At 48.1% G+C, this 18,950-nt stretch carries 19 protein-coding genes and 1 tRNA gene; 15 read left to right on the top strand and 5 right to left on the bottom strand.

Annotated features, from left to right (window positions below; all coding sequences use genetic code 11):
• Positions 1–166: 166 nt before the first annotated feature.
• Both QMZ64_RS19125 and QMZ64_RS19130 read right to left on the bottom strand, forming a co-directional pair.
• Positions 167–520: a YlbF/YmcA family competence regulator gene (locus QMZ64_RS19125; RefSeq protein ID WP_016886435.1), complete on the bottom strand. Its 354-nt coding sequence runs from the start codon at positions 518–520 to the stop codon at positions 167–169.
• Positions 521–642: 122 nt separating this feature from the next.
• Positions 643–1,773 carry a DUF445 domain-containing protein gene (locus QMZ64_RS19130; RefSeq protein ID WP_065643323.1) on the bottom strand — a complete coding sequence of 377 codons (1,131 nt, stop codon included), beginning with the start codon at positions 1,771–1,773 and terminating at the stop codon, positions 643–645.
• A gap of 329 nt (positions 1,774–2,102) precedes the next feature.
• Here QMZ64_RS19130 and QMZ64_RS19135 point away from each other — a divergent pair, with 329 nt between their 5' ends.
• From QMZ64_RS19135 to QMZ64_RS19155, 5 genes are all read left to right on the top strand, one after another.
• Positions 2,103–3,188 (top strand): YheC/YheD family endospore coat-associated protein, encoded by a 1,086-nt coding sequence (locus tag QMZ64_RS19135; protein WP_065643322.1) that lies wholly within the window; start codon positions 2,103–2,105, stop codon positions 3,186–3,188.
• The gene (locus QMZ64_RS19140) at positions 3,185–4,543 is read left to right on the top strand and encodes a YheC/YheD family endospore coat-associated protein (protein WP_065643321.1); all 1,359 of its coding nucleotides are present in this window, start codon (positions 3,185–3,187) and stop codon (positions 4,541–4,543) included. The genes QMZ64_RS19135 and QMZ64_RS19140 overlap by 4 nt, the downstream gene beginning before the upstream one ends.
• Positions 4,544–4,686: 143 nt before the next feature.
• Positions 4,687–4,905 carry a YheE family protein gene (locus tag QMZ64_RS19145; protein WP_171866274.1) on the top strand — a complete coding sequence of 73 codons (219 nt, stop codon included), beginning with the start codon at positions 4,687–4,689 and terminating at the stop codon, positions 4,903–4,905.
• A gap of 18 nt (positions 4,906–4,923) precedes the next feature.
• Complete coding sequence (locus QMZ64_RS19150; protein WP_065643320.1) at positions 4,924–5,805, top strand: helix-turn-helix domain-containing protein; 882 nt, start codon at positions 4,924–4,926, stop codon at positions 5,803–5,805.
• A gap of 115 nt (positions 5,806–5,920) precedes the next feature.
• Positions 5,921–7,027 carry an ABC transporter ATP-binding protein gene (locus QMZ64_RS19155; protein WP_265627460.1) on the top strand — a complete coding sequence of 369 codons (1,107 nt, stop codon included), beginning with the start codon at positions 5,921–5,923 and terminating at the stop codon, positions 7,025–7,027.
• Positions 7,028–7,066: 39 nt separating this feature from the next.
• On the opposite strand, the gene QMZ64_RS19160 is transcribed toward QMZ64_RS19155, so the two are convergent.
• Positions 7,067–7,291 (bottom strand): hypothetical protein, encoded by a 225-nt coding sequence (locus tag QMZ64_RS19160; RefSeq protein ID WP_065643319.1) that lies wholly within the window; start codon positions 7,289–7,291, stop codon positions 7,067–7,069.
• A 128-nt stretch (positions 7,292–7,419) separates the two neighbouring features.
• Here QMZ64_RS19160 and QMZ64_RS19165 point away from each other — a divergent pair.
• From QMZ64_RS19165 to QMZ64_RS19180, 4 genes are all read left to right on the top strand, one after another.
• Positions 7,420–7,495 (top strand) — tRNA-OTHER (locus QMZ64_RS19165).
• A gap of 29 nt (positions 7,496–7,524) precedes the next feature.
• The gene (locus tag QMZ64_RS19170; protein WP_020450770.1) at positions 7,525–7,728 is read left to right on the top strand and encodes an alpha/beta-type small acid-soluble spore protein; all 204 of its coding nucleotides are present in this window, start codon (positions 7,525–7,527) and stop codon (positions 7,726–7,728) included.
• Between the two features lie 156 nt (positions 7,729–7,884).
• A complete protein-coding gene (locus QMZ64_RS19175; RefSeq protein ID WP_020450769.1) occupies positions 7,885–8,028 on the top strand; it encodes a hypothetical protein in 144 nt (47 codons plus the stop codon).
• A 20-nt stretch (positions 8,029–8,048) separates the two neighbouring features.
• A complete protein-coding gene (locus tag QMZ64_RS19180) occupies positions 8,049–8,675 on the top strand; it encodes an NAD(P)-dependent oxidoreductase (protein ID WP_236808543.1) in 627 nt (208 codons plus the stop codon).
• A 19-nt stretch (positions 8,676–8,694) separates the two neighbouring features.
• Here QMZ64_RS19180 and bmrD read toward each other — a convergent pair whose 3' ends face one another.
• Both bmrD and bmrC read right to left on the bottom strand, forming a co-directional pair.
• Positions 8,695–10,713: a multidrug resistance ABC transporter ATP-binding protein/permease BmrD gene (gene bmrD / locus QMZ64_RS19185; RefSeq protein ID WP_265627461.1), complete on the bottom strand. Its 2,019-nt coding sequence runs from the start codon at positions 10,711–10,713 to the stop codon at positions 8,695–8,697.
• Positions 10,710–12,464 carry a multidrug ABC transporter ATP-binding protein BmrC gene (gene bmrC, locus QMZ64_RS19190; protein ID WP_243939380.1) on the bottom strand — a complete coding sequence of 585 codons (1,755 nt, stop codon included), beginning with the start codon at positions 12,462–12,464 and terminating at the stop codon, positions 10,710–10,712. The genes bmrD and bmrC overlap by 4 nt, the downstream gene beginning before the upstream one ends.
• Positions 12,465–12,986: 522 nt before the next feature.
• Between bmrC and QMZ64_RS19195 the strand changes: the two genes are divergently transcribed.
• From QMZ64_RS19195 to QMZ64_RS19215, 6 genes are all read left to right on the top strand, one after another.
• Positions 12,987–13,487, top strand: coding sequence for a universal stress protein (locus QMZ64_RS19195; protein ID WP_243939378.1), 501 nt, complete (start codon positions 12,987–12,989; stop codon positions 13,485–13,487).
• Between the two features lie 665 nt (positions 13,488–14,152).
• Positions 14,153–14,467, top strand: a complete 315-nt coding sequence (locus tag QMZ64_RS23200; RefSeq protein WP_367618642.1) for a heterocycloanthracin/sonorensin family bacteriocin — start codon at positions 14,153–14,155, stop codon at positions 14,465–14,467.
• 125 nt (positions 14,468–14,592) lie between these two features.
• A complete protein-coding gene (locus tag QMZ64_RS19200; protein WP_265627462.1) occupies positions 14,593–16,449 on the top strand; it encodes a putative thiazole-containing bacteriocin maturation protein in 1,857 nt (618 codons plus the stop codon).
• Entirely contained in the window at positions 16,449–18,383 is a 1,935-nt protein-coding gene (locus tag QMZ64_RS19205) for a TOMM precursor leader peptide-binding protein (RefSeq protein ID WP_265627463.1), read from the top strand. The genes QMZ64_RS19200 and QMZ64_RS19205 overlap by 1 nt, the downstream gene beginning before the upstream one ends.
• A gap of 77 nt (positions 18,384–18,460) precedes the next feature.
• On the top strand, positions 18,461–18,712 hold the full coding sequence (locus tag QMZ64_RS19210) for a DUF4944 domain-containing protein (RefSeq protein WP_265627932.1): 252 nt from the start codon (positions 18,461–18,463) through the stop codon (positions 18,710–18,712).
• A complete protein-coding gene (locus QMZ64_RS19215) occupies positions 18,601–18,936 on the top strand; it encodes a DUF4944 domain-containing protein (protein ID WP_265627464.1) in 336 nt (111 codons plus the stop codon). Before QMZ64_RS19210 ends, QMZ64_RS19215 begins: the two co-directional genes overlap by 112 nt.
• Positions 18,937–18,950 lie beyond the last annotated feature (14 nt).

Raw genomic sequence — 18,950 nt, forward strand, 5'->3', positions numbered from 1 at the left:
CAGTCCGTTTTTCATGATCGTATCCCGGCAAAAAATGAAAGCACTTACATTTAGTATTATCGCAACTATTTCACGAATTGACAAGTCTTTTTTTAAATCTTTATGAACGTTATTTGTTCACTTAGTGAAAAAATCCCCTCTTGCCTTGACAAGAGGGGATTTTTTATCAGCTCTCTGGATTTCCGTAAAGCTCTTCCAAAGGCTTCATGATGATTTTGTTTAATTCAGCAATCAGCATGCTCATCCGCTGTTCCGCTTCCATCAGCTGCGAGATTTTATCATGCTGCTGGACGAGCGCCACGGATTTTTGCGCTTGTTCGACCTCTTCCTGAGTGATGTCTTCGCCGTTCATCTGTTTTTGCTGAAGGTTCATTTGAATATCGCGAAAGTTATCAAACATCTTTTTAGCAGATGGGTCGCCATTCACCTCATCATAAAGATTTTTCAATCGGGAATATTCATCGCTTTGTCGCAAGGCTTGCCCCAAGTCATAAGCCGAGTCATGTAAATTGACCGTCATCCTGATCCGCTCCTTTCCTGCCTGTATTCTTCTTATGGAATCGGCACCACTCCACTATAACAAACTATGGAGCGTTTTTCACAGTTATACGATAATTCAGTTTGAACAGGCCGTCTTCAGCCTCAGATCAAAATCACAAAGATGGCTTGCACGGCTCCGATCATTCCGCCAAGCAGGCCGCCTAAATACGTGATCATTTTGAACTCCCGCCTGGAAATGGACAGCACCATTTCTTCAAGACGTTCAACGGGGAAGTTGTCCACCTGTTCCTTGACGATTTGCTCGAGCTCCAGCTGCTTGAGCACTTGATCCAGGCGGCGGCCCGCCTCTTCGAGAAGCCGGTCGGCGATCTGCGGCAGGCGCAAAGCGATATCCCGCTCAACACTGGAAATAGAGGAGCCGATCGTTTTTTCGAAAAACGGCTGAAGCGAGAATCGTTTCAAAAGCTTTTCCTTCAAATCAAAAATGAGAGGTTTGACATTCCATTTGTCATCCGCTTCCTTGAACGTATATTCTTTCAGCTTGTCCCATTCGTTTTCAAGAAGATCCGTTAAAAGCCGCGCGGTCTCGCCGTTCTTTAAAAACTTCACAATCTCCGGCTGAACGCGGTCAACCAGACTGCTGTTGCCTAAAAACATCTGCACCATGCTGCCGAGCATGCCCCGTTCTTTCAAAAAATCGTCAATCATATGTCCGAGGCGTTCCTTTCCTTCGCCGCTTTCAAAGTAGCTGACAGCCCGGCTTAAAATATAACCGGACACCATTGGAATTTTCTCTTTCAGCTTTTCCTGGGCCTCAAGAGGGATAAGCTCTTTCAGCGGTTCATTTTCATGCGCCTCTAACAATGCGGACAGCTTCTCATCCGTCCATCTGGATACCGCCCGATCCGCTTTTTGGGCGGGATTTGACATTCCGATGCTTTCCAATGCTTCTTCAACGGTGGCCGTTGATTGCGAGAGGTGCGCCAAGATCCGCTCCCCAACCTGCACCGCCTGGCTTTTAACCGCATCGGATGCAAGCCTTTTTTTGATCCCTTCTGTTGTCAGCAGATGGCCTGTGACCATCTGTCCCATCTGTCTCGCCAATTCATCGCGCCTTTTCGGAATTAATCCGGGTGTAAAAGGAACCCGCTTTCCAAATATGTAGATCGCTTTATATGGGCGAAAAAGCATTTTAATCGCAAAATGGTTCGTTACAGCGCCGATAAGTGCACCGACTGCAATCATAACGGCAAAAACCCCAAATACATACATGTTCTTTTCAACTGCCTTCCTTTTTACCTGACATCTTAGCTGCACAGCGTGGGCCTTACGGTCGATCATTACCGTCTTGCCTAACGTTATTATAGTAGCTGAATAAAAGACGGGCAAATAACGGAATGGAGCAAGCCGCTTCAAAATACAATGGGTCAGATGGCAATTGTATGAAGGGCGCTCTAAAATTTTTAATCATTTCCAATTTACAAAAGCCTATTTCTGCAATCTCAAGCGTATCATGAAACAGAAGTCTATATATTAAAGTTTGCCCGAAGTTTGACAGTCTCAGCCTGTTAAGCCTTGTTTTTCATGAAGGAGGTATAATCATGATGACGCTTGGATTTATGTCGCTGTCGCACGAACATGAAAAAGCCTATGCCGAAGAACTGGCCAAAATGGCTTCGGACTATGGAATCCGGTTTATCCGGTTCACACCCCTGGATATTTCCCCCGGTTCCATGCTTGTGAAAGGGCTCTCCTTTCATCCGAAGTCAGGACAGTGGAATGAAATTGAAAGAGAAATCCCGGAATTGATCTATGACCGCTGCTTTTACGGCAGAGATCAGCAATCGAAAAAAGCAAAACCGATTGTCGAATGGCTCAAAAAGTATCCTAAAACGACATTTTTAGGACTCGGACTTCCTGACAAATGGACGGTTTACAAAGCATTGAAAGCCGATCCCGTCATCAAGTCCTACCTTCCTGCCACAACGATTGCAGAAAACGCCCAGGATATCCTGCGCAAGCTTGCAAAAGAAAAAGCGTGCATTTTGAAGCCTGCATCCGGATCAGGAGGCCGCGGCATCATTCACCTCGAGCTTACGGGAAAAACGGTGAAGGCCGCCTACCAAACCGGAAAACACAAACAGCTGAAGTCATTTTCGAAACAGGCTTCATTTGAAACGTGGTGCCAAAAAGTTCTTCAGCACCGCTATTTGCTGCAATCGTTCCTCGATATTCAAGACAAAGACGGTTTTCCGTGCGATATCAGGCTGCTGCTTCAGAAAAACGGCAATGGAGAATGGGAAACAGCCGGTAAAACGGTAAGGCGGAGCTATCAGCACGGACTGCTGGCAAACCTGGCCGGGGGCTCTGAGGCGGTGAGCTTTGACAGCTGGCTGTTATCCGTGCCGAAAAAGCGCCAGGCCGTCCTTCTCGATGATTTAGAGACAATGGCGCAGGCCGTGCCCCTGGTGCTTGAATCAAATCACGGGCCATTATTCGAGCTCGGCCTCGATATCTGCCTGACGAAAGACGGAAAAGTCTGGCTTCTGGATGTCAATTCAAAGCCCGGAAAGCACGCTTTTATTAAGCACTCTCCTGAAAAAAGGGAGCTTTTGTATAAAGGTCCTTTGGAGTACTGCTCATTCTTAACGGCTTCAGCCGGCGCGAAAGGGGCTGAGAAAAGATGACCGGTCAACCGCTGACCGTCGGCATCCACCAGACGAGCGAAAATACAATGCTCCTGCCCGCTTCTTTCAAACAGGACGGTTTGTTATTCGCGGCTTTCGGTACAAGTGTTGAACGATGCCACGTCTCATTTGACAGCCATTTGAAGCGCACTGTTTTATTATCTGAAAATCTGTACAAAAACCTGCGGATTCCGTACCGCGGCAAAGCCTCCCTGATTTTTCGCGACAATACCGTCTATATCGGACCTTTAATCGGAATTTTCACGGCCGGTTTCATAAAATCGCAGCTGGATCCTGTCAGAGGGAGGTCTTTATTTTTTTCGAAGCTTTTGACGATGGATCTCCCGGCAGGAGGCTACAGCTATCTGTTCGGAGCGCACCAGATAAATTGGGAAGAAGGCACGGTGCAGGCTCTCATTTTCAGGGAAAACGGCTGGGAGGAGGCCACAGTCCCCCTTCCCAATGTCGTTTACGACAGACTGCCGAACCGCAAAGCCGAAGAATCCGCCGCTCTGCGGGAAACAAAAACCCGCCTTATGGATGAATATCGCATTCCCTGGTTCAATCCGGGCTTCTTTAACAAATGGGAGATCTATGAATGTCTGCAGCAAGATGAGAGGACAGCGGAATTGCTTCCATTTTCGGCATTGGAGCCCGATGCCGATAAAATCGAAGACATGATCGGTCAATACGGCTTCATTTATGTAAAGCCCGCCGGCGGCAGTCTGGGCAAAGGCATATTCCAGCTTTCAAAACGGGAAGAAAACGGCATTCTCGCCAGACATGCCGAAGGCGTCACATCTTATTCGTCTGCTGCTGAATGTTTAGATGAATGGCAGAGACTGCACAAACATACTTCTTATCTCGCCCAGCAGGGCATCGAACGGATCGAAGTGGATCATCACCCGGCAGACTTCAGGGTTCATACAAACAAAAACGGAAAAGGCCACTGGACCGTCACAGCCATCGCGGCCAAAATCGCTGGAAAGGACGGAATTACAACCCACGTGTCGAGCGGCGGCGTCATCAAAACGCTCGCAGAGATTTATGATGATCCTCAGGAAAGGCTTCACATTCTGCAAAAGCTGACAAAAGCGGCGCTCCTCCTCAGCCGGGTCCTTGACGAAAAGCTTGACGGTTTCATCGGGGAAATCGGCTTTGACCTCGGATTGGACCGTTCGGGAAAGGTGTGGCTGTTTGAAGCCAACTCCCGGCCCGGCAGGGGGATCTTCTCCCATCCCCGTCTGGCATCTGTCAGCCGCTTAACGAAGAAAAGAAGCTTCGAATATGCTTCTTATTTAACTGAACAGTCCATCCTTAATCCGGAGGACATGTGGCATGACCTCAAGCCGTGAAGAACCCGCTTCTTCACGGTATTTTTTTGAAAAGCTCCATTTGAAAAGAATCTATGATCTTTTCTGTGAATGAGATACAATGATAACAAATCAACGTGTAGTCAGCTCGCTGGATTTTGCCCACCTGAAATCAATGAAGGAGCGTGGCGTTTATGATTTCTCATTTTCAATGGAAGCCGCTGTTTAAAAAAGAAAGGCTTCCCGGCTGGAAAATATCGTTTTATCATAAAGGGATTCACTATGAAGGAATCTATCATAAATCAGGGGAAATCGAGTGGGGCAGCACCTATCCCCCGCACGATGACGAACCTTCCCTGAAAAGCGAAATTCACGAATTAATGCTCTTTCATATTTACGAATAAAGAAAAGGACGTTGTCGTATGCTGGAGAAATTAAAGACGCTTTACGGTGAACGAATGGTTGTATCGGAGGCTGTTTCAAAACACGATGCAATATGGTTTCAAACCGACGAAGGCGAAACCTTCGGCGTTTTGAAAAGCGCGGTCACCGACCGGGAAAAAGAGCTGCTCCATTGCCTGTTCCGGCCTTTTTCAGAACCGCATCCCGCACAGCAGCTGACAAAGCGGGAGACAGAATGGCATGAATATTTCTTTCGCGATGTCCCCCTTCAAAACCCGGGGAACATTCAGCTGATGCAAGGCCATTTTTTTAAAATGGAGCATGTCCCTGAAGAAAGACAGGCGATCAAAGAAGCGGTCAGCGGCTTTTTTAAAGACCCGCTTGTTGTGTGGTACGACCGGCATGAAGCCGTTATCGTCCACGAAAATCCCTCGCCGTTTCTCGCAAAAAAAGAGCTGTCCGAGCTTGCGCATGCACTGACAAGCGATTTCATGGCAAACCCCGTGTTTTTCAGCGGCCAGCTTCATCCAGTCAACGGATCGCTTCAAGGTAAAATCCGCTTTGAAAAACAAATGTTTCATTATATGCTGGAAGCGGGTGACATCGGAAACGTCGCCACGTTTTGCCAGTGCCTCCCGTCTTTTTTGACGGCAAAACCGGAGCGGGTTCATGCTTCTTCGTTTTCGGACGCCGTAAGAGAGGCGCTGTCTGATCCTGAGACATCCCTGACCATCAAAACGTATATGAGATGCAACCTGAATGCCTCTCTCACAGCGAAACGTTTGTTTATCCATCGAAACAGCCTGCAGTACAGAATTGATAAATTCATCGAACGGACGGCGATCGACATCAGACAGTTTGAAGAAGCAGCCGCTGTTTATTTGATGATGCATCTCCTTTAGCGGCTTTAGCAACTTGCACGAAAAGAAATTGTGCACCATGTCCATTTACACCGCCCTGCCGTTTTTTATAAACTAAAATCAGATAAAGCGTTTACATAAAAGAGGGGGAGAAAAAATGGCGGAACTCGTGCTCGATCAGATATACAAAGTGTATGACAATAAAGTCACGGCTGTGGACAATTTTAATCTTCATATCGATGATAAGGAATTTATCGTCTTTGTCGGACCTTCAGGCTGCGGCAAGTCGACAACGCTCAGAATGATCGCAGGCCTTGAGGAAATTACGGATGGCGAATTCACAATCGACGGCAAACGGATGAATGATGTCGCTCCCAAGGACCGCGACATTGCGATGGTATTCCAAAACTATGCCCTTTATCCGCACATGAATGTCTATGACAATATGGCTTTCGGCTTAAAGCTGAGGAAGTTTCCGAAGGATGAAATTAAACGGCGCGTCCATGAAGCGGCCAAAATTTTGGGCCTTGAACAATATTTGGACAGAAAGCCAAAAGCGCTTTCCGGCGGACAGCGCCAGCGCGTCGCCTTAGGCCGGGCAATCGTTCGGGACGCAAAGGTGTTTCTGATGGATGAGCCGTTATCAAACCTTGACGCCAAATTGCGCGTACAAATGCGCGCCGAAATCACAAAGCTTCATCAGCGCCTGCAGACGACGACCATCTATGTCACCCACGACCAGACTGAAGCGATGACGATGGCTACGCGGCTCGTCGTCATGAAAGACGGAATCATCCAGCAGGTCGGCGCGCCGAAGGAAGTCTATGAAAATCCGGAAAATGTCTTTGTCGGCGGCTTTATCGGGTCTCCTGCAATGAACTTTTTTACCGGCACTCTGAAAGAAGACATGTTTACATTTGACGGCATTTCGATTCGCGTGCCGGAAGGAAAAATGAAAGTTCTGCGCAACCAGGGCTATGCCGGCAAGGAAATCATCATGGGAATCAGGCCTGAGGATATCCATGACGAGCCTGTTTTCATTGATGCGTCAAAAGACTCAAAAATCGATGCGAAAATTGAGGTAGCCGAGCTGATGGGCGCGGAAACAATGCTTTATTCGCAGGCCGGCACTCAGCCGTTCATCGCCAGAGTCGATTCAAGGACCGACGTCCAGGCCGGCGATACACTTCCTCTTGCGCTTGACATGAATAAAGCCCACTTCTTTGATAAAGAAACGGAGCTTCGCATCCGCTCTGAAGAATAACCGGATTCAAACAATCTCCATGACCGAAGCATGCTACGACTATGCTTCGGTCGTTTCAATTTCGACGGTTTCTTCATAAGTACAATCCTGGCAAGTATATAAATGAACGCATACGGTTTGCGTTTGTTTAAATGAATCGAACTCCATATACGGACTGTACGGACCGAAAAAATCGGTAGCTCTCCCCGCGTCCGCCATTTCCCCGCCGCACTTCGGACAATGCCTTGGCTGGACGAGAATGCCATTGCACACTGGACACATCATCTGCTCCATCCTCCTGCTTTTTTCCTTAGCTTGCCCCATTCCCGGCCTTTTCGCCTTTCAACATTTACCAGATTGAAACATGCATTTATTTTATCGAATCCACCATAATACGTAGTACAAACCAACATTGGGCTTTAGCCGAGAAGGCAGCGGTTTTCTTTTGGTGAAAGCCGGCAGCTGGTGCAATTCCAGTCAGCCCAACCATACCATTTTTATAAAGGAGTTTGATACAAATGGCTAATCAAAATTCTTCGAATCAACTGGTTGTCCCAGGAGCAGCTCAAGCGATCGAACAAATGAAATTCGAAATCGCTTCTGAGTTCGGCGTAAACCTTGGCGCTGACACGACTTCCCGTGCAAACGGTTCTGTCGGCGGAGAAATTACAAAACGTTTAGTTTCCCAAGCTCAAGCATCTATGGGCGGTCAACAATTTTAAACAACTTCATATTCATGGATAACAGAAGGTGCATATCCTGCACCTTCTTTAACGTGTCATTCATTCTCGCGAATAAAATGATGAGCGGCTGCCCGCGCATGAAAGCCCGCACCCGCTTCTCCTTTTTTCATATGCTGATATAAAGGAGGAGTCGGCATGCAGCTGATGTTGAGCATCAATTGGGAATTGATTCAATTTGTCGGGATTTCTCTATTGAATGAGTATGTCTCAAATGTACGCCCTTATCATGGAACTTTTTGTTTTCGCGGGGCTTTTTCTTCCGGACGATCTGACGTATGATAGATCCGATGGGAGTGATCATGTTGAAAATTGCACTTTTTGGAGGTACAGGCCGTGTCGGACAGGCCTTTCTTAATTTTGTTGAAGAGGATGGGCGTCATTCCGTTTACGCACTTGTCCGGAGAACGGAAGGCGCCCGCATTCCGGATAAATGCTGCCAAGCACTTACAGGGAACGCCCGGAACCAGCATGACGTCGAGTCTTTAATAAAAAATTGCGATATCGTTGTCAGCTGTTTAAACACAGATGGAGACGATACATTGACCGTCTCCATCGAACATATGATAAACGCTATGAACGCACACCGGATTAAACGGCTGATTACCATCGGAACCGCCGGCATTTTAAACGCCAGGCAGAACCCGTCCCTTTACCGCTTTGAAACAAACGAGTCAAAACGGCGCTCGGCGCGCGCAGCGCAAGAACATGCCCGTGTGTACGAACGGCTCCGCGAGTCTGAATTGGATTGGACGATCGTCTGCCCGACATATCTCCCTGACGGGCCGGCATTGAAGACATACCGGTTTGAACAGGATGTTCTGCCGGCCGGCGGAAAAGAAATATCGACCGGCGACACCGCCCATTTTCTTTTCAAACAGCTTGAGTCTGACCAGTTTGTCAAGGCAAGGGTGGGGCTTGCTTATTAAAGCCGGGTGAAGATCCGGCTTACCCTGTCAGGGTTCCTTTTCCCTTTTGCAGTTCATACATTTGATAGTATTGGCCTTTTTGCTTCATCAGCTCTTTATGATTTCCCCTCTCGATAATCCGGCCTTTTTCAAGCACAAGAATCTGGTCGGCGTTTTTGATCGTTGACAGCCTGTGGGCGATGATAAAGGTCGTGCGACCTTGTTTAACGACATCAAGCGCTTTTTGAATGACCGCTTCTGTTTCAGTATCGATATGGGCCGTCGCCTCGTCTAAAATAAGAATAGCAGGATCATATGCCAGCGCACGCGCAAACGAGATCAGCTGTCTTTCCCCTGAAGAAAGGGTGCTTCCTTTTTCGATGACCGGCTCGTCAAGACCTTTCGGCAGGCGGGCGAGCATTTCAAGAGCCCCGACCTGTTTCAAGGCAGCTTCTATTTGCTCTCTGGTCAAATCAGCATTGTCAAGGCTGACATTTGAAGCAATCGTGCCGGAAAACAAGTAAGGATCTTGAAGAACGATGCCCATCTGCTTTCTGATTTCCTGCCTTGACATATCGTATATGCTTCTGCCGTCGATTTTGACATCGCCCTTTTCAATATCGTAAAAGCGGAAAAGCACATTCAAAATGGAGCTTTTCCCTGAGCCTGTATGGCCGACCAATGCAACGGTCTCCCCTTGCTTCGCTTCAAATGAGATGTTTTTCAGCACATCTTCACCGTCATGATAGCGAAAAGATACATCCTCAAATACGACTCGCCCAAGCGCTCTTTCGCTGCCCGGCTCTTTGACGTCGACGCCCGGCTCATCCAGCAGGCGGAAAACCCGCTCCGATGATACGCGCGCCAATTCAAGCTTGGCAAACTGGTTGACAATGCCCGTAATTGGCTGAAATAAACGATTTAAGTAATCAACGAATGCATAAAGGACGCCGATTGAAATCATTCCTTCCGCGTTCAGGGCAGCTCCCCCGAAATACCAGATTAAAGCGGTGAACATCACATTTCTGAGAATGTTGACCAAGTTGTGGGACATGAGCGAATTCAATTTCAGCATTTTATTTTGGTAATGAAAGTGGCTCTCGTTCAGCTGTTCAAATTCTTCTTTTGTGTCCCGTCCGCGCCGGAATGCCTGAATAATCGGCATGCCTTGAATCGATTCATTCATTTTGGCGTTGATCTCGCTGTTGATTGACCTGAGTTTATGATTGTAGCCGGAAGCGAATTTTCGATAAACGGCCGCCCAAATGACAATCAGAGGCAAAATCAAGAGACAGACGCCGGCCAGCCTGACATCAAGGAAAAACAGCGCGGCGAATATTCCGGCCATATAAATGATATTTGTGACAAACGTCGATAGAACGGTCACATACAGGTCGCGGATCGCTTCGGTATCATTCGTCACCCTTGCAACGATTTTTCCTGCCGGCAAATTATCAAAATAGCGGATAGGAAGCCTTTGAATGTTGGCGAATACATCCTGCCTCATCTTTTGAATGATGCGGTTTGCGCTCATCTGCAAGAGGTAGAATTGGCCGTAATGGAAAAAGATCGAGAAGACGAGAAGGCCGAAATAAATAGAAACGAGTGAAATCAGCCCTCCTATTTCAGGCTCGTAAAAAGCATACACTTCTGACAAAGACAGGCGATCGGCCTTGTAGGTTTCCGTTCGGTCTCCGCTCGTCATTCTCAGCTCTTCTCCGGAAACCGTCCGCTCTCCGTCAAAGGAAACCGGTTCCTCAACAAAGTAGTAGTTCATGCCGACTTGAAAGATGTGAACTTCCTGCAGCTTTTCAGCTGAAGAGTCTGTCCTGTCCTCCCTGATATATTCCTTTCCTTTATAGGAAACAGTATATTTCGTCTTCTCTGTCGTTTCATACCACGTTTTTTCAATTCCGAGAATATGATCGTCGATCATCTTTTTGGCGATCATCGGTCCCGTCAGCTCGGCTGTGACGGCAATCGTCAGCATGACGAGCGCCCAGATGAGAATTTTCTTGTAAAGAAGCGCATATTGGAAAAGCCTTTTTCCTGTTGTCATGCTACAGTCCCCCCTTCTTCTCCCGAAGGAAGCTGCTGTGCTTCGTATTGTTCAAAATACCAGCCTTTCCGGCCAATCAGTTCCTGATGCGTCCCTCTTTCAACGATCCTTCCATCCTCCATGACGAGAATGAAATCGGCGTGTTCGACGGCCGACATCCGATGTGATGTAATAAAGGTCGTTTTGCCTTTCCGCCTGCTGCGGATGTTTTCAATAATCGCCGCTTCCGTTTTCGCATCGACAGCGGACAGCGAATCATCCAAGATCAAAATATGGGGCTCCGCAATCATCGCTCTCGCAATTGAAATCCGCTGTTTCTGTCCCCCTGATAAAGCGACGCCCTTCTCTCCGACCATTGTCTCCAAGCCGTCTGAAAGCATCTCAATATCCTTTTTCAGATGTGCTGCAGAGATGACATCGTACAAATCGCGTTCCTCGGCGAGGCGTCCGCCGAACAAAATATTATCTTTCACCGATTTTGAAAACAACACGTGATCCTGAGGCACATATCCGATCCAGCTGCGAAGCTGATCAAGCGGCAGGCGCTCAATCGGCACGCCCGAAATGGTGATCGTTCCTCTTCCTTTCGGGTACTGCCTCAGCAGCTGCTTGACTAACGTCGTTTTGCCGCTTCCCGTCTTTCCGACGATTCCGACCGTTTGTCCTTCTAATACGGTAAATGAAATATCGGCCAGGTTTTCAGACGCAGAACTTGGGTACGTAAAAGTGAGCCCGTCAAATACAATATCGCCCGGCTCCGCCGCTTCCGGTTCAGCGGGTTCTCTCACATCAGGCTCATATGCCAATGTTTCATTTACCCTGTCAAGCGATGCATTTCCCCTCTGCATGACATTGATCAGCTCGCCGATCGCAAACATCGGCCAAATCAGCATGCCGAGGTATACGTTGAAAGAGACGAGCTCTCCCAATGTCAGCTGGCTGCGGAAAACAAGATAGGCGCCGTAGCCAAGACCGATTAAATAGCTGATCCCGACCAAAAGCTTCACCGTCGGTTCGAACAGCGAATCGATCAAAGCGACTTTCATATTTTTCTTGTACACATCAGCCGTCATGCTGTTGAACCGGCTGACATCGTTTTTCTCCTGCACATAGGCCCGGATCACCCTTACCCCTGACACGGACTCGAGCACTCGATCATTTAAATCGCCAAACGCATCCTGCGCTTCCGTGAAACGCTCATGAATTTTTTTCCCGTAGATGCTGATGGCAGCCGCCATCAGCGGAAGCGGAATGATCGAAGCAAGCGTCAGCTTCCAGCTGATCAAAAAACCCATCGTCAACAGAATCGTCAGCATATACAGCGTCGAATCGACCAGGGTCAAAATGCCGAAGCCCGCCGTCATGGAAATCGCTTTTAAATCATTTGTCGCCCTCGCCATCAAATCCCCTGTGCGGTTTTTCTCGTAAAATGACGGGGTCATTTTCAGCAAATGGCCCATCAGCTTGGATCTGAGAATTTTTTCGACCAGGTTCGCTCCCCCAAACAGCTGATACATCCAATAATAAGACAAGATATAAACAACTGCGCCAAGCGCGAGAAATAAACCGATATAGCCGAGCATGCCGGCCTTTGAAAAAGTGCCCGCCTGCATGTCGTCAATCGCGTTGCCAAGCAGCTTCGGCGGAAACATTTCAAATACGTTTACAATAATCAACAGGACGACCGCTATCGTATAGCGCCGCCAAGAGGCTTTAAAAAACCAGCCCAGCTTCCATAAAACAGAAAACATCTAATATCCTCTCCTTTTTTAGCCGCCTTCAAGTTTTTCCTTACAATCTTTGATTTCGTTTTTTCTGATACTCGGCATAAAAAATTCCTCCTTATGTGCGGTTGATTTATTAGAAAAACATGCTGCTCCGCGTCGGGAACAGAATGTTTTTTCTCAGAAAAAAAAAGGCACACTGTGTACCAGCATGCCTTTTTCCATATAAAAAGGCACATGTACGCTTGTTCACGCGACATGCGCCTTCCTTCTGAAAATGGTTAGAGTGAAACGGATCCCTGAGCGTAAGGAAGGTATAAAAATGTCACGTTAAGGTGCTTTTGTTGTTGAACTGATGCTTTGATATTTCTAAACATGACGATACCCTCCAATCTTATTAATATTTTCCATCTTATAGTACGGCCCTTTAATTGTCAATTTGTTTTTTTGGCGAATGGCGGGCTTTTGATTCATATTCTCATATTTCGTTAGATTTGTTGGGAAAACGGGTAATATAAAAGTAAATCCATTCTGAAAGGAATGATCAATTTGTTTAAAGCTGACCGGATCATTGTCGCGTTTGACGGAAAAGAGGAAAGCAAAAAAGCGCTGAAAAAAGCGATCGACCTTTCGAAAAGGCTAGGCTCACAATTGACCGTCGCCCATGTCCATGAACCGAGGCAAGTGAGAACAGAGGCTGCGGACGAAAGACCCGCTGCCGGCGCGCCGTACCTTTACAGTGGCTTCCCGGCCGCACCCCGGGTCCCCCACGATTCAGACTTGGCCGGTGAACCCATGATCTATGAGGACAGCGCGGAAGAAGCGATTGCGGCAGCGAAAATCATGTTGAGCGAAAACCAGTACGACGCGGAAATAGAGGTGTTGGATGGAGACCCGGCCAACGCAGTTCTGCAACATGCTGAAAACATCGGAGCTGACCTCGTCATCACGGGTACGCGCGACCAGAACCGCCTGAAAAAACTCCTGTTTGGCAGCGTCAGCGACAAGATATCGACAAAATCGGAGATCCCGGTGCTGATTGTAAAATAACGATTTTAAAAGAGGCCGGTCAAATGTCCGGCCTCTCATCATGTTATGATCTTCTCCTGTTCATAATATAAATCATGCCCCACACAATGGATAGGAAGACTCCTAATACTATGACCGCATTTATTATGATCAAAGCAATCTCTCCTTCTCTATGAAAACATACTTGTAGAAAGAACCTGTTTTTGCAGTCATACATAAGCATTTGCATCAGTATAAAACTGCAAGGGCACTGTTCCCGCGAATGATCCTCCACTGCTATATACAACGCCAATTGATTTTTCCTGCTAAGCCGAATGGTTACCTTTATCCTCTAGGCTTTCTTCACTTTAGACGTTTCCCTTGAAATTTGACTTTCACTCCACATGACTTACAATTGATTTCTTTCTCCGCCTTGCCCCGCATTCTTGGTTTTACTTAGTGTCCCCCCTCTCTTCAGTCCCAACGATCTTTATATCAATAAACTGCCGCAAAATAAAAGCCCCTCTCCAGCGAAATCCAATAACAGGAAAAATAGGCGTTCAATTTAGTAACAACCACCTAACAGACCTCATAATTTGATCTTGTGAGTACCCGGGGTATTTGACTTAATCTGACTTTGCTTATGTTTCATTCTTCTTTTATTGTGTTTTGGTCAAAAAATTTTACCGATGAAGGGGGATATTAAAATGCAACCATTCCATGATGAACTGCAGTCGTTGGAGATGGATCAATTCCAGGCAGACGATATGACGCTTTGGGATGCGGGCCGCCATCACGCCAATGTTAAACACTGCGCAAGCTGCTGGAGCTGTGGAAGCTGTGCCAGCTGTTGGAGCTGCATGGGTCACAGCTGTTGGAGCTGCATGGGTCACAGCTGTTGGAGCTGTGCGGGCCACAGCTGTTGGAGCTGCATGGGCCACAGCTGCTGGAGCTGCATGGGTCACAGTTGTTGGAGCTGCGCGGGCCATTGCTGTGGGAGCTGTTGGCGCGGAGGCATGTAGTTTTTTTTATAAAAAAGAAGACTTCCCCTGCCTCTTTTGCCGCAGGGGTCTTCTATTGCATAAAGGACAAATGAAATTACATATAATGGTATGTCTTGTTTTTACAACATGGAAGGAGGAAGAGCATGACACACCTGACTGCTTCCGCTCGCCTGAAAGTAAACAAGGATACATGGTTTCTTCCTGATCCGAACGGCGGCGTATATTTTAGAAATAACTCCGGGTCGTTTCGCATAAAAGGATCTTCGATTGCTCAATGGATCGAAAAACTTCTGCCGATGTTCAACGGGGAACATTCGCTTGAAGACTTGACAAAAGGGCTGCAGGCTCCGTACCGAAAAAGAGTATATGAAATCGGAGAAATGCTTTATAAAAACGGGTTCGTTCGCGACGTAACCCGGGATCACCCGCACAAACTGGAAAGCTCAGTGCTTCAAACGTTTGAAGCCCAAATCGAATTTATTGAAAGCTTTGCCGATTCCGGCGCTTACCGCTTTCAGCTGTCGCGTCAAACCAAAATATCGGCTATAGGGACCGGCTCCTTTCTCACAAAATTGGTCCGGTCGCTGATCGATTCCGGTTTTTCAAGAATCCGTGCGATCGTGACGGATGCATCCGGGCATGCTTTAGACGAACTGGCAGAAATATCAGGGCAAACAGAAAGCGGACTGGAGATTGGCTGTGCCGAAACGCAACATTGGCGGGAAGAAGTGCGATCTGCCGATTGGGTTTTATATGCCTCTGACCTCGGCTTCACAGATGAGCTCCGCGCTCTTCAAACGTTTTGCTTCGAAGAGAACAAAGGCTTCATACCCTGCATCTGCCTGAAACAAATCGGACTGGCAGGCCCTGTCTTTCATCAACAAGGAGACGGATGCCTGGAGGATGCCTGGAGGCGCCTCCATCGGTCTGCGCTCCATGAAGAGCGGGCTCTTCGAACTTTTCCTTCGGCAGGGAAAGACATGCTGGCAAACGTTATTGTGTTCGAATTGATGAAAGCAACTGCTGAGATTGCACCATTATCTAAGAAGAATCAAGTGTATCTGATTGATTTGGCAACGCTCGAAGGCGGCTGGCATATGTTTCTTCCGCATCCGGACTTCGCTTGCGGCAAGGATTCGCCTGAACTCATCTGCGACCTTGAAGCGAAACTTTCGGAGCGCCCCGGAAGAGAAGCAGAAAGCAGGTTATTTCAATGTTTCAGTGAACTGACCTCACCCGTAACAGGCATTTTTCATCTGTGGGAAGAAAAACATTTGCGGCAGCTTCCTTTAGCACAATGCTTTGTTCAGACAGCAGACCCGCTCTCTTCCGGACCTGCGGAGCTTTTGCCCAAGACGGTGTCGGTCGGTTTGACCCATCAAGAGGCGCGGCGGGAAGCCGGGCTGACGGGTATTGAAATGTATGCATCAAGGTTGAACCGTTCTTATCCGAATAACGGGGGGTTGTTCGCGATCGCCGCCGGGGAAACGCTGGCTGAAGGCGTATTAAGGGGATTGGAGAAATGCTTGGAGCACCGGTTGCTAGAACGGATAAAGAGCGGAAAAGAAACAATTTCCCTCATTCAGCTGGGCGGGATGGAAGACCGGCACTCCTCATTTTATTTAGAAGCACTGACAGTCTTGTACGGCAAACCGGAAATCGGTTTAGGAAAAAACATAGAAGGCTTCCCTGTCGCATGGGCGGGAATTCGCGGCCGCTGGTACGGAAGTTCGGGACTCAACATCACGTTGGCTCTCAGAAAAGCGCTCGAACGGGCGCTGACAGACAAAGATCCTTTGACAAACGCGGATGTTCTGCTGGAACCTAGTGACCTGAAGCTCGCGATCCCCGTTTCCGCTGCTTTGCAACAAACACTGCTTTCCGCCTTGAAAAACAACTGCGGCTTGCAGCTTTATGTCTATGAGCTGCCTGCTGAACCATTTTCAAAAGAAAAACTAGCAGGTATTTACTGCGTGCAGTTGCGAAAGGAGGAACCTTGATGAACCGCTGCATTTTGGTCGTTGGTGAAGGATTGTTGGCAGAAGGCGCATCACAACAATTATCTGCTGAATATAACGTGATCCGAAGGTCTGATTTTGAGAACAGCATACCGGAGGAGACTGCGTTCGCTCTTGTGCTGCACGATGCTTGGCGGCCTTTATTATATCGCGAGGCCGAAAAGGTGCTAAGGGCGGCAGGGATTCCGTGGCTTCGCGGGTTTGCATCTTTTGGCGAAGGGGTCATCGGGCCGCTCGTTAATCCGTCAGCGTCAGGATGTTCCCAATGCGCCGATATGAGGCGGTATATCTCCGGCCCCGACAGCAGAGAGACGCTTGAACTGGAACAAAAAAGCAATGGTATAAGCCGCGATCCGTGGGTTTCAAAGACCGGCTGCCGCCAGATGGTCAGCCTGATCTGCACAGAAGTCGACAACATCATGAACGGCGGGCGCGGCCGATTGAAAAAAAACCTTTACTTCGTCAATTTGAAAACGTTAGAAAGTTCGCTCCACGCTTTCATCCCGGAACCGACATGCCCTATATGCGGCAGTCTGCCAGAAGACGGAGCGGAATCCGCGCGAATATCGCTTCGGCCCAGCCTGAAAACGAACCCGGACAACTTTCGCGTGCGAAACACGGACGATTTAAAACAAACGCTCGCAAAAGACTATCTGGATCATAGAACGGGGATATTCAACGCCAAAATTTATGACGCGATTCTGCCGTTCGCCGATATGATCGTCAATATGCCTTTATGGACGGGAAATGAAGGTGTCGGAGGACGGAGTCATTCGTATGAAGACAGCGAATTAACCGCCATTTTAGAAGGTTTGGAACGCTATTCCGGAATTGAACCGCGCGGCAAACGGACGGTCGTACATGACACCTACGAAAATGTAAAGGATCGTGCGCTCGATCCGGCAAAAGTCGGGCTCCATCAAGCCGAACAATACATGCATCCCGATTTTCCTTTCCAGCCATTTCACCCGGCCCGCCCGCTCCGTTGGGTATGGGGCTATTCATTTATGCAGAAACGGCCGCTTCTCGTTCCGGAATCGCTCGCCTATTACAGCCTGGGGCGCGAAGACAGCTTCGTCTATGAAACATCGAACGGCTGTGCACTCGGAGGGAGTTTGGAGGAAGCGATTTTCCACGGCATATTAGAAGCGGCTGAGCGCGATTCATTTTTGCTTGCCTGGTACACCAGGCTTCCACTTCGGCAGCTGGATCTCGACTCTTCAGGAGATCCGGAATTACGCCTCATGACAGAGAGGGTGCGAAGTGTGGCGGGATATGATCTGCATGTCTTTAATTCAACGATGGAGTACGGTATTCCAAGCATTTGGGCGATCGCCAAAAACAGAAAACGGGAAGGATTGAATCTGCTTTGTTCCGCAGGCGCCCACCCCGATCCCGTAAAAGCGGTGAAAAGCGCCCTTCATGAGCTGGCAGGCATGATGTTGAAGCACGACCGCAAATTTGAATCTGAAAGGAGCAAATATCAGCAGATGCTCCGCAATCCTGCTTTAGTGCAGGAAATGGAGGATCACAGCTTCATGTACGGACTGCCCGAAGCTGAAGAGCGCCTCCGTTTTTTGCTGAATCAAAGCCGGCCTCTGCAAACATTCGACGATGCCTTTAAAAAAAGAAAGAAACACCTTGATTTAACCGAAGATCTCTGCGACCTGCTTGAAGCTTTCCGAAGTCTCGACCTTGAAGTGATCGTCGTTGACCAGACTTCACCTGTTATCAAACGGAACGGACTATACTGTGTGAAAGTGCTTATCCCGGGCCTGATTCCGATGACATTCGGACAGCGCTTCATCCGCCTGGAAGGACTTGAGAGAATGTTCACGGTGCCGAAGGAGCTCGGCTTTGCGGAAGAGCCGTTAACACCAGAACAGTTGAACCTGCACCCGCACCCGTTCCCTTAAAATTTAAGGGAGTGGCTTTTTTTTCCGATTGTTCTGCTTTATGATCATAAAGCAGAACTTTTTAGGCGGTGGTTCATATGAAACAGGAATACAAGCGGCCTCTTCTTTTCATTGCTTCCCTTTTCACGGCCTTTTGCGCCGTTTATTTCGGCGGCAGACTGATCGGTTTCTATATGACGGAATACCCGAAATGGAACGGACAAAGCGCCGATGAAAATTGGGAGGCCGTGATCAAAAAGATAGAAGGCCGCGCGTATTTGGCGGAGACCTCTACTGGACAGGCGACCGCGCGGAGCTGGACGATATATATTTGGAAAAGTTGGTCGTAAAGTTTGGTGATGAAATCGTTTTGAACGCCCAAGTCGAGACGCCGATGAAAGATTACGCGGGAGGCGAATTCCCCGGCGGAGGGTCAAAAGAACAATCCGTTTCTTTTTTGGAAGGGCTTGAAGAAGCCGAATTCGCCGGCCGCAAGATAACGGTTCAATTGGATTGGAGAAAGGGCAAACAAGCCTCCCATACAGCATTTACGCTTGATAAAAGCTCATGGTAAAAGGCGGAATATCG

Source organism: Bacillus sp. LB7, assembly GCF_030449715.1.
GTDB classification, from domain to species: domain Bacteria; phylum Bacillota; class Bacilli; order Bacillales; family Bacillaceae; genus Bacillus; species Bacillus paralicheniformis.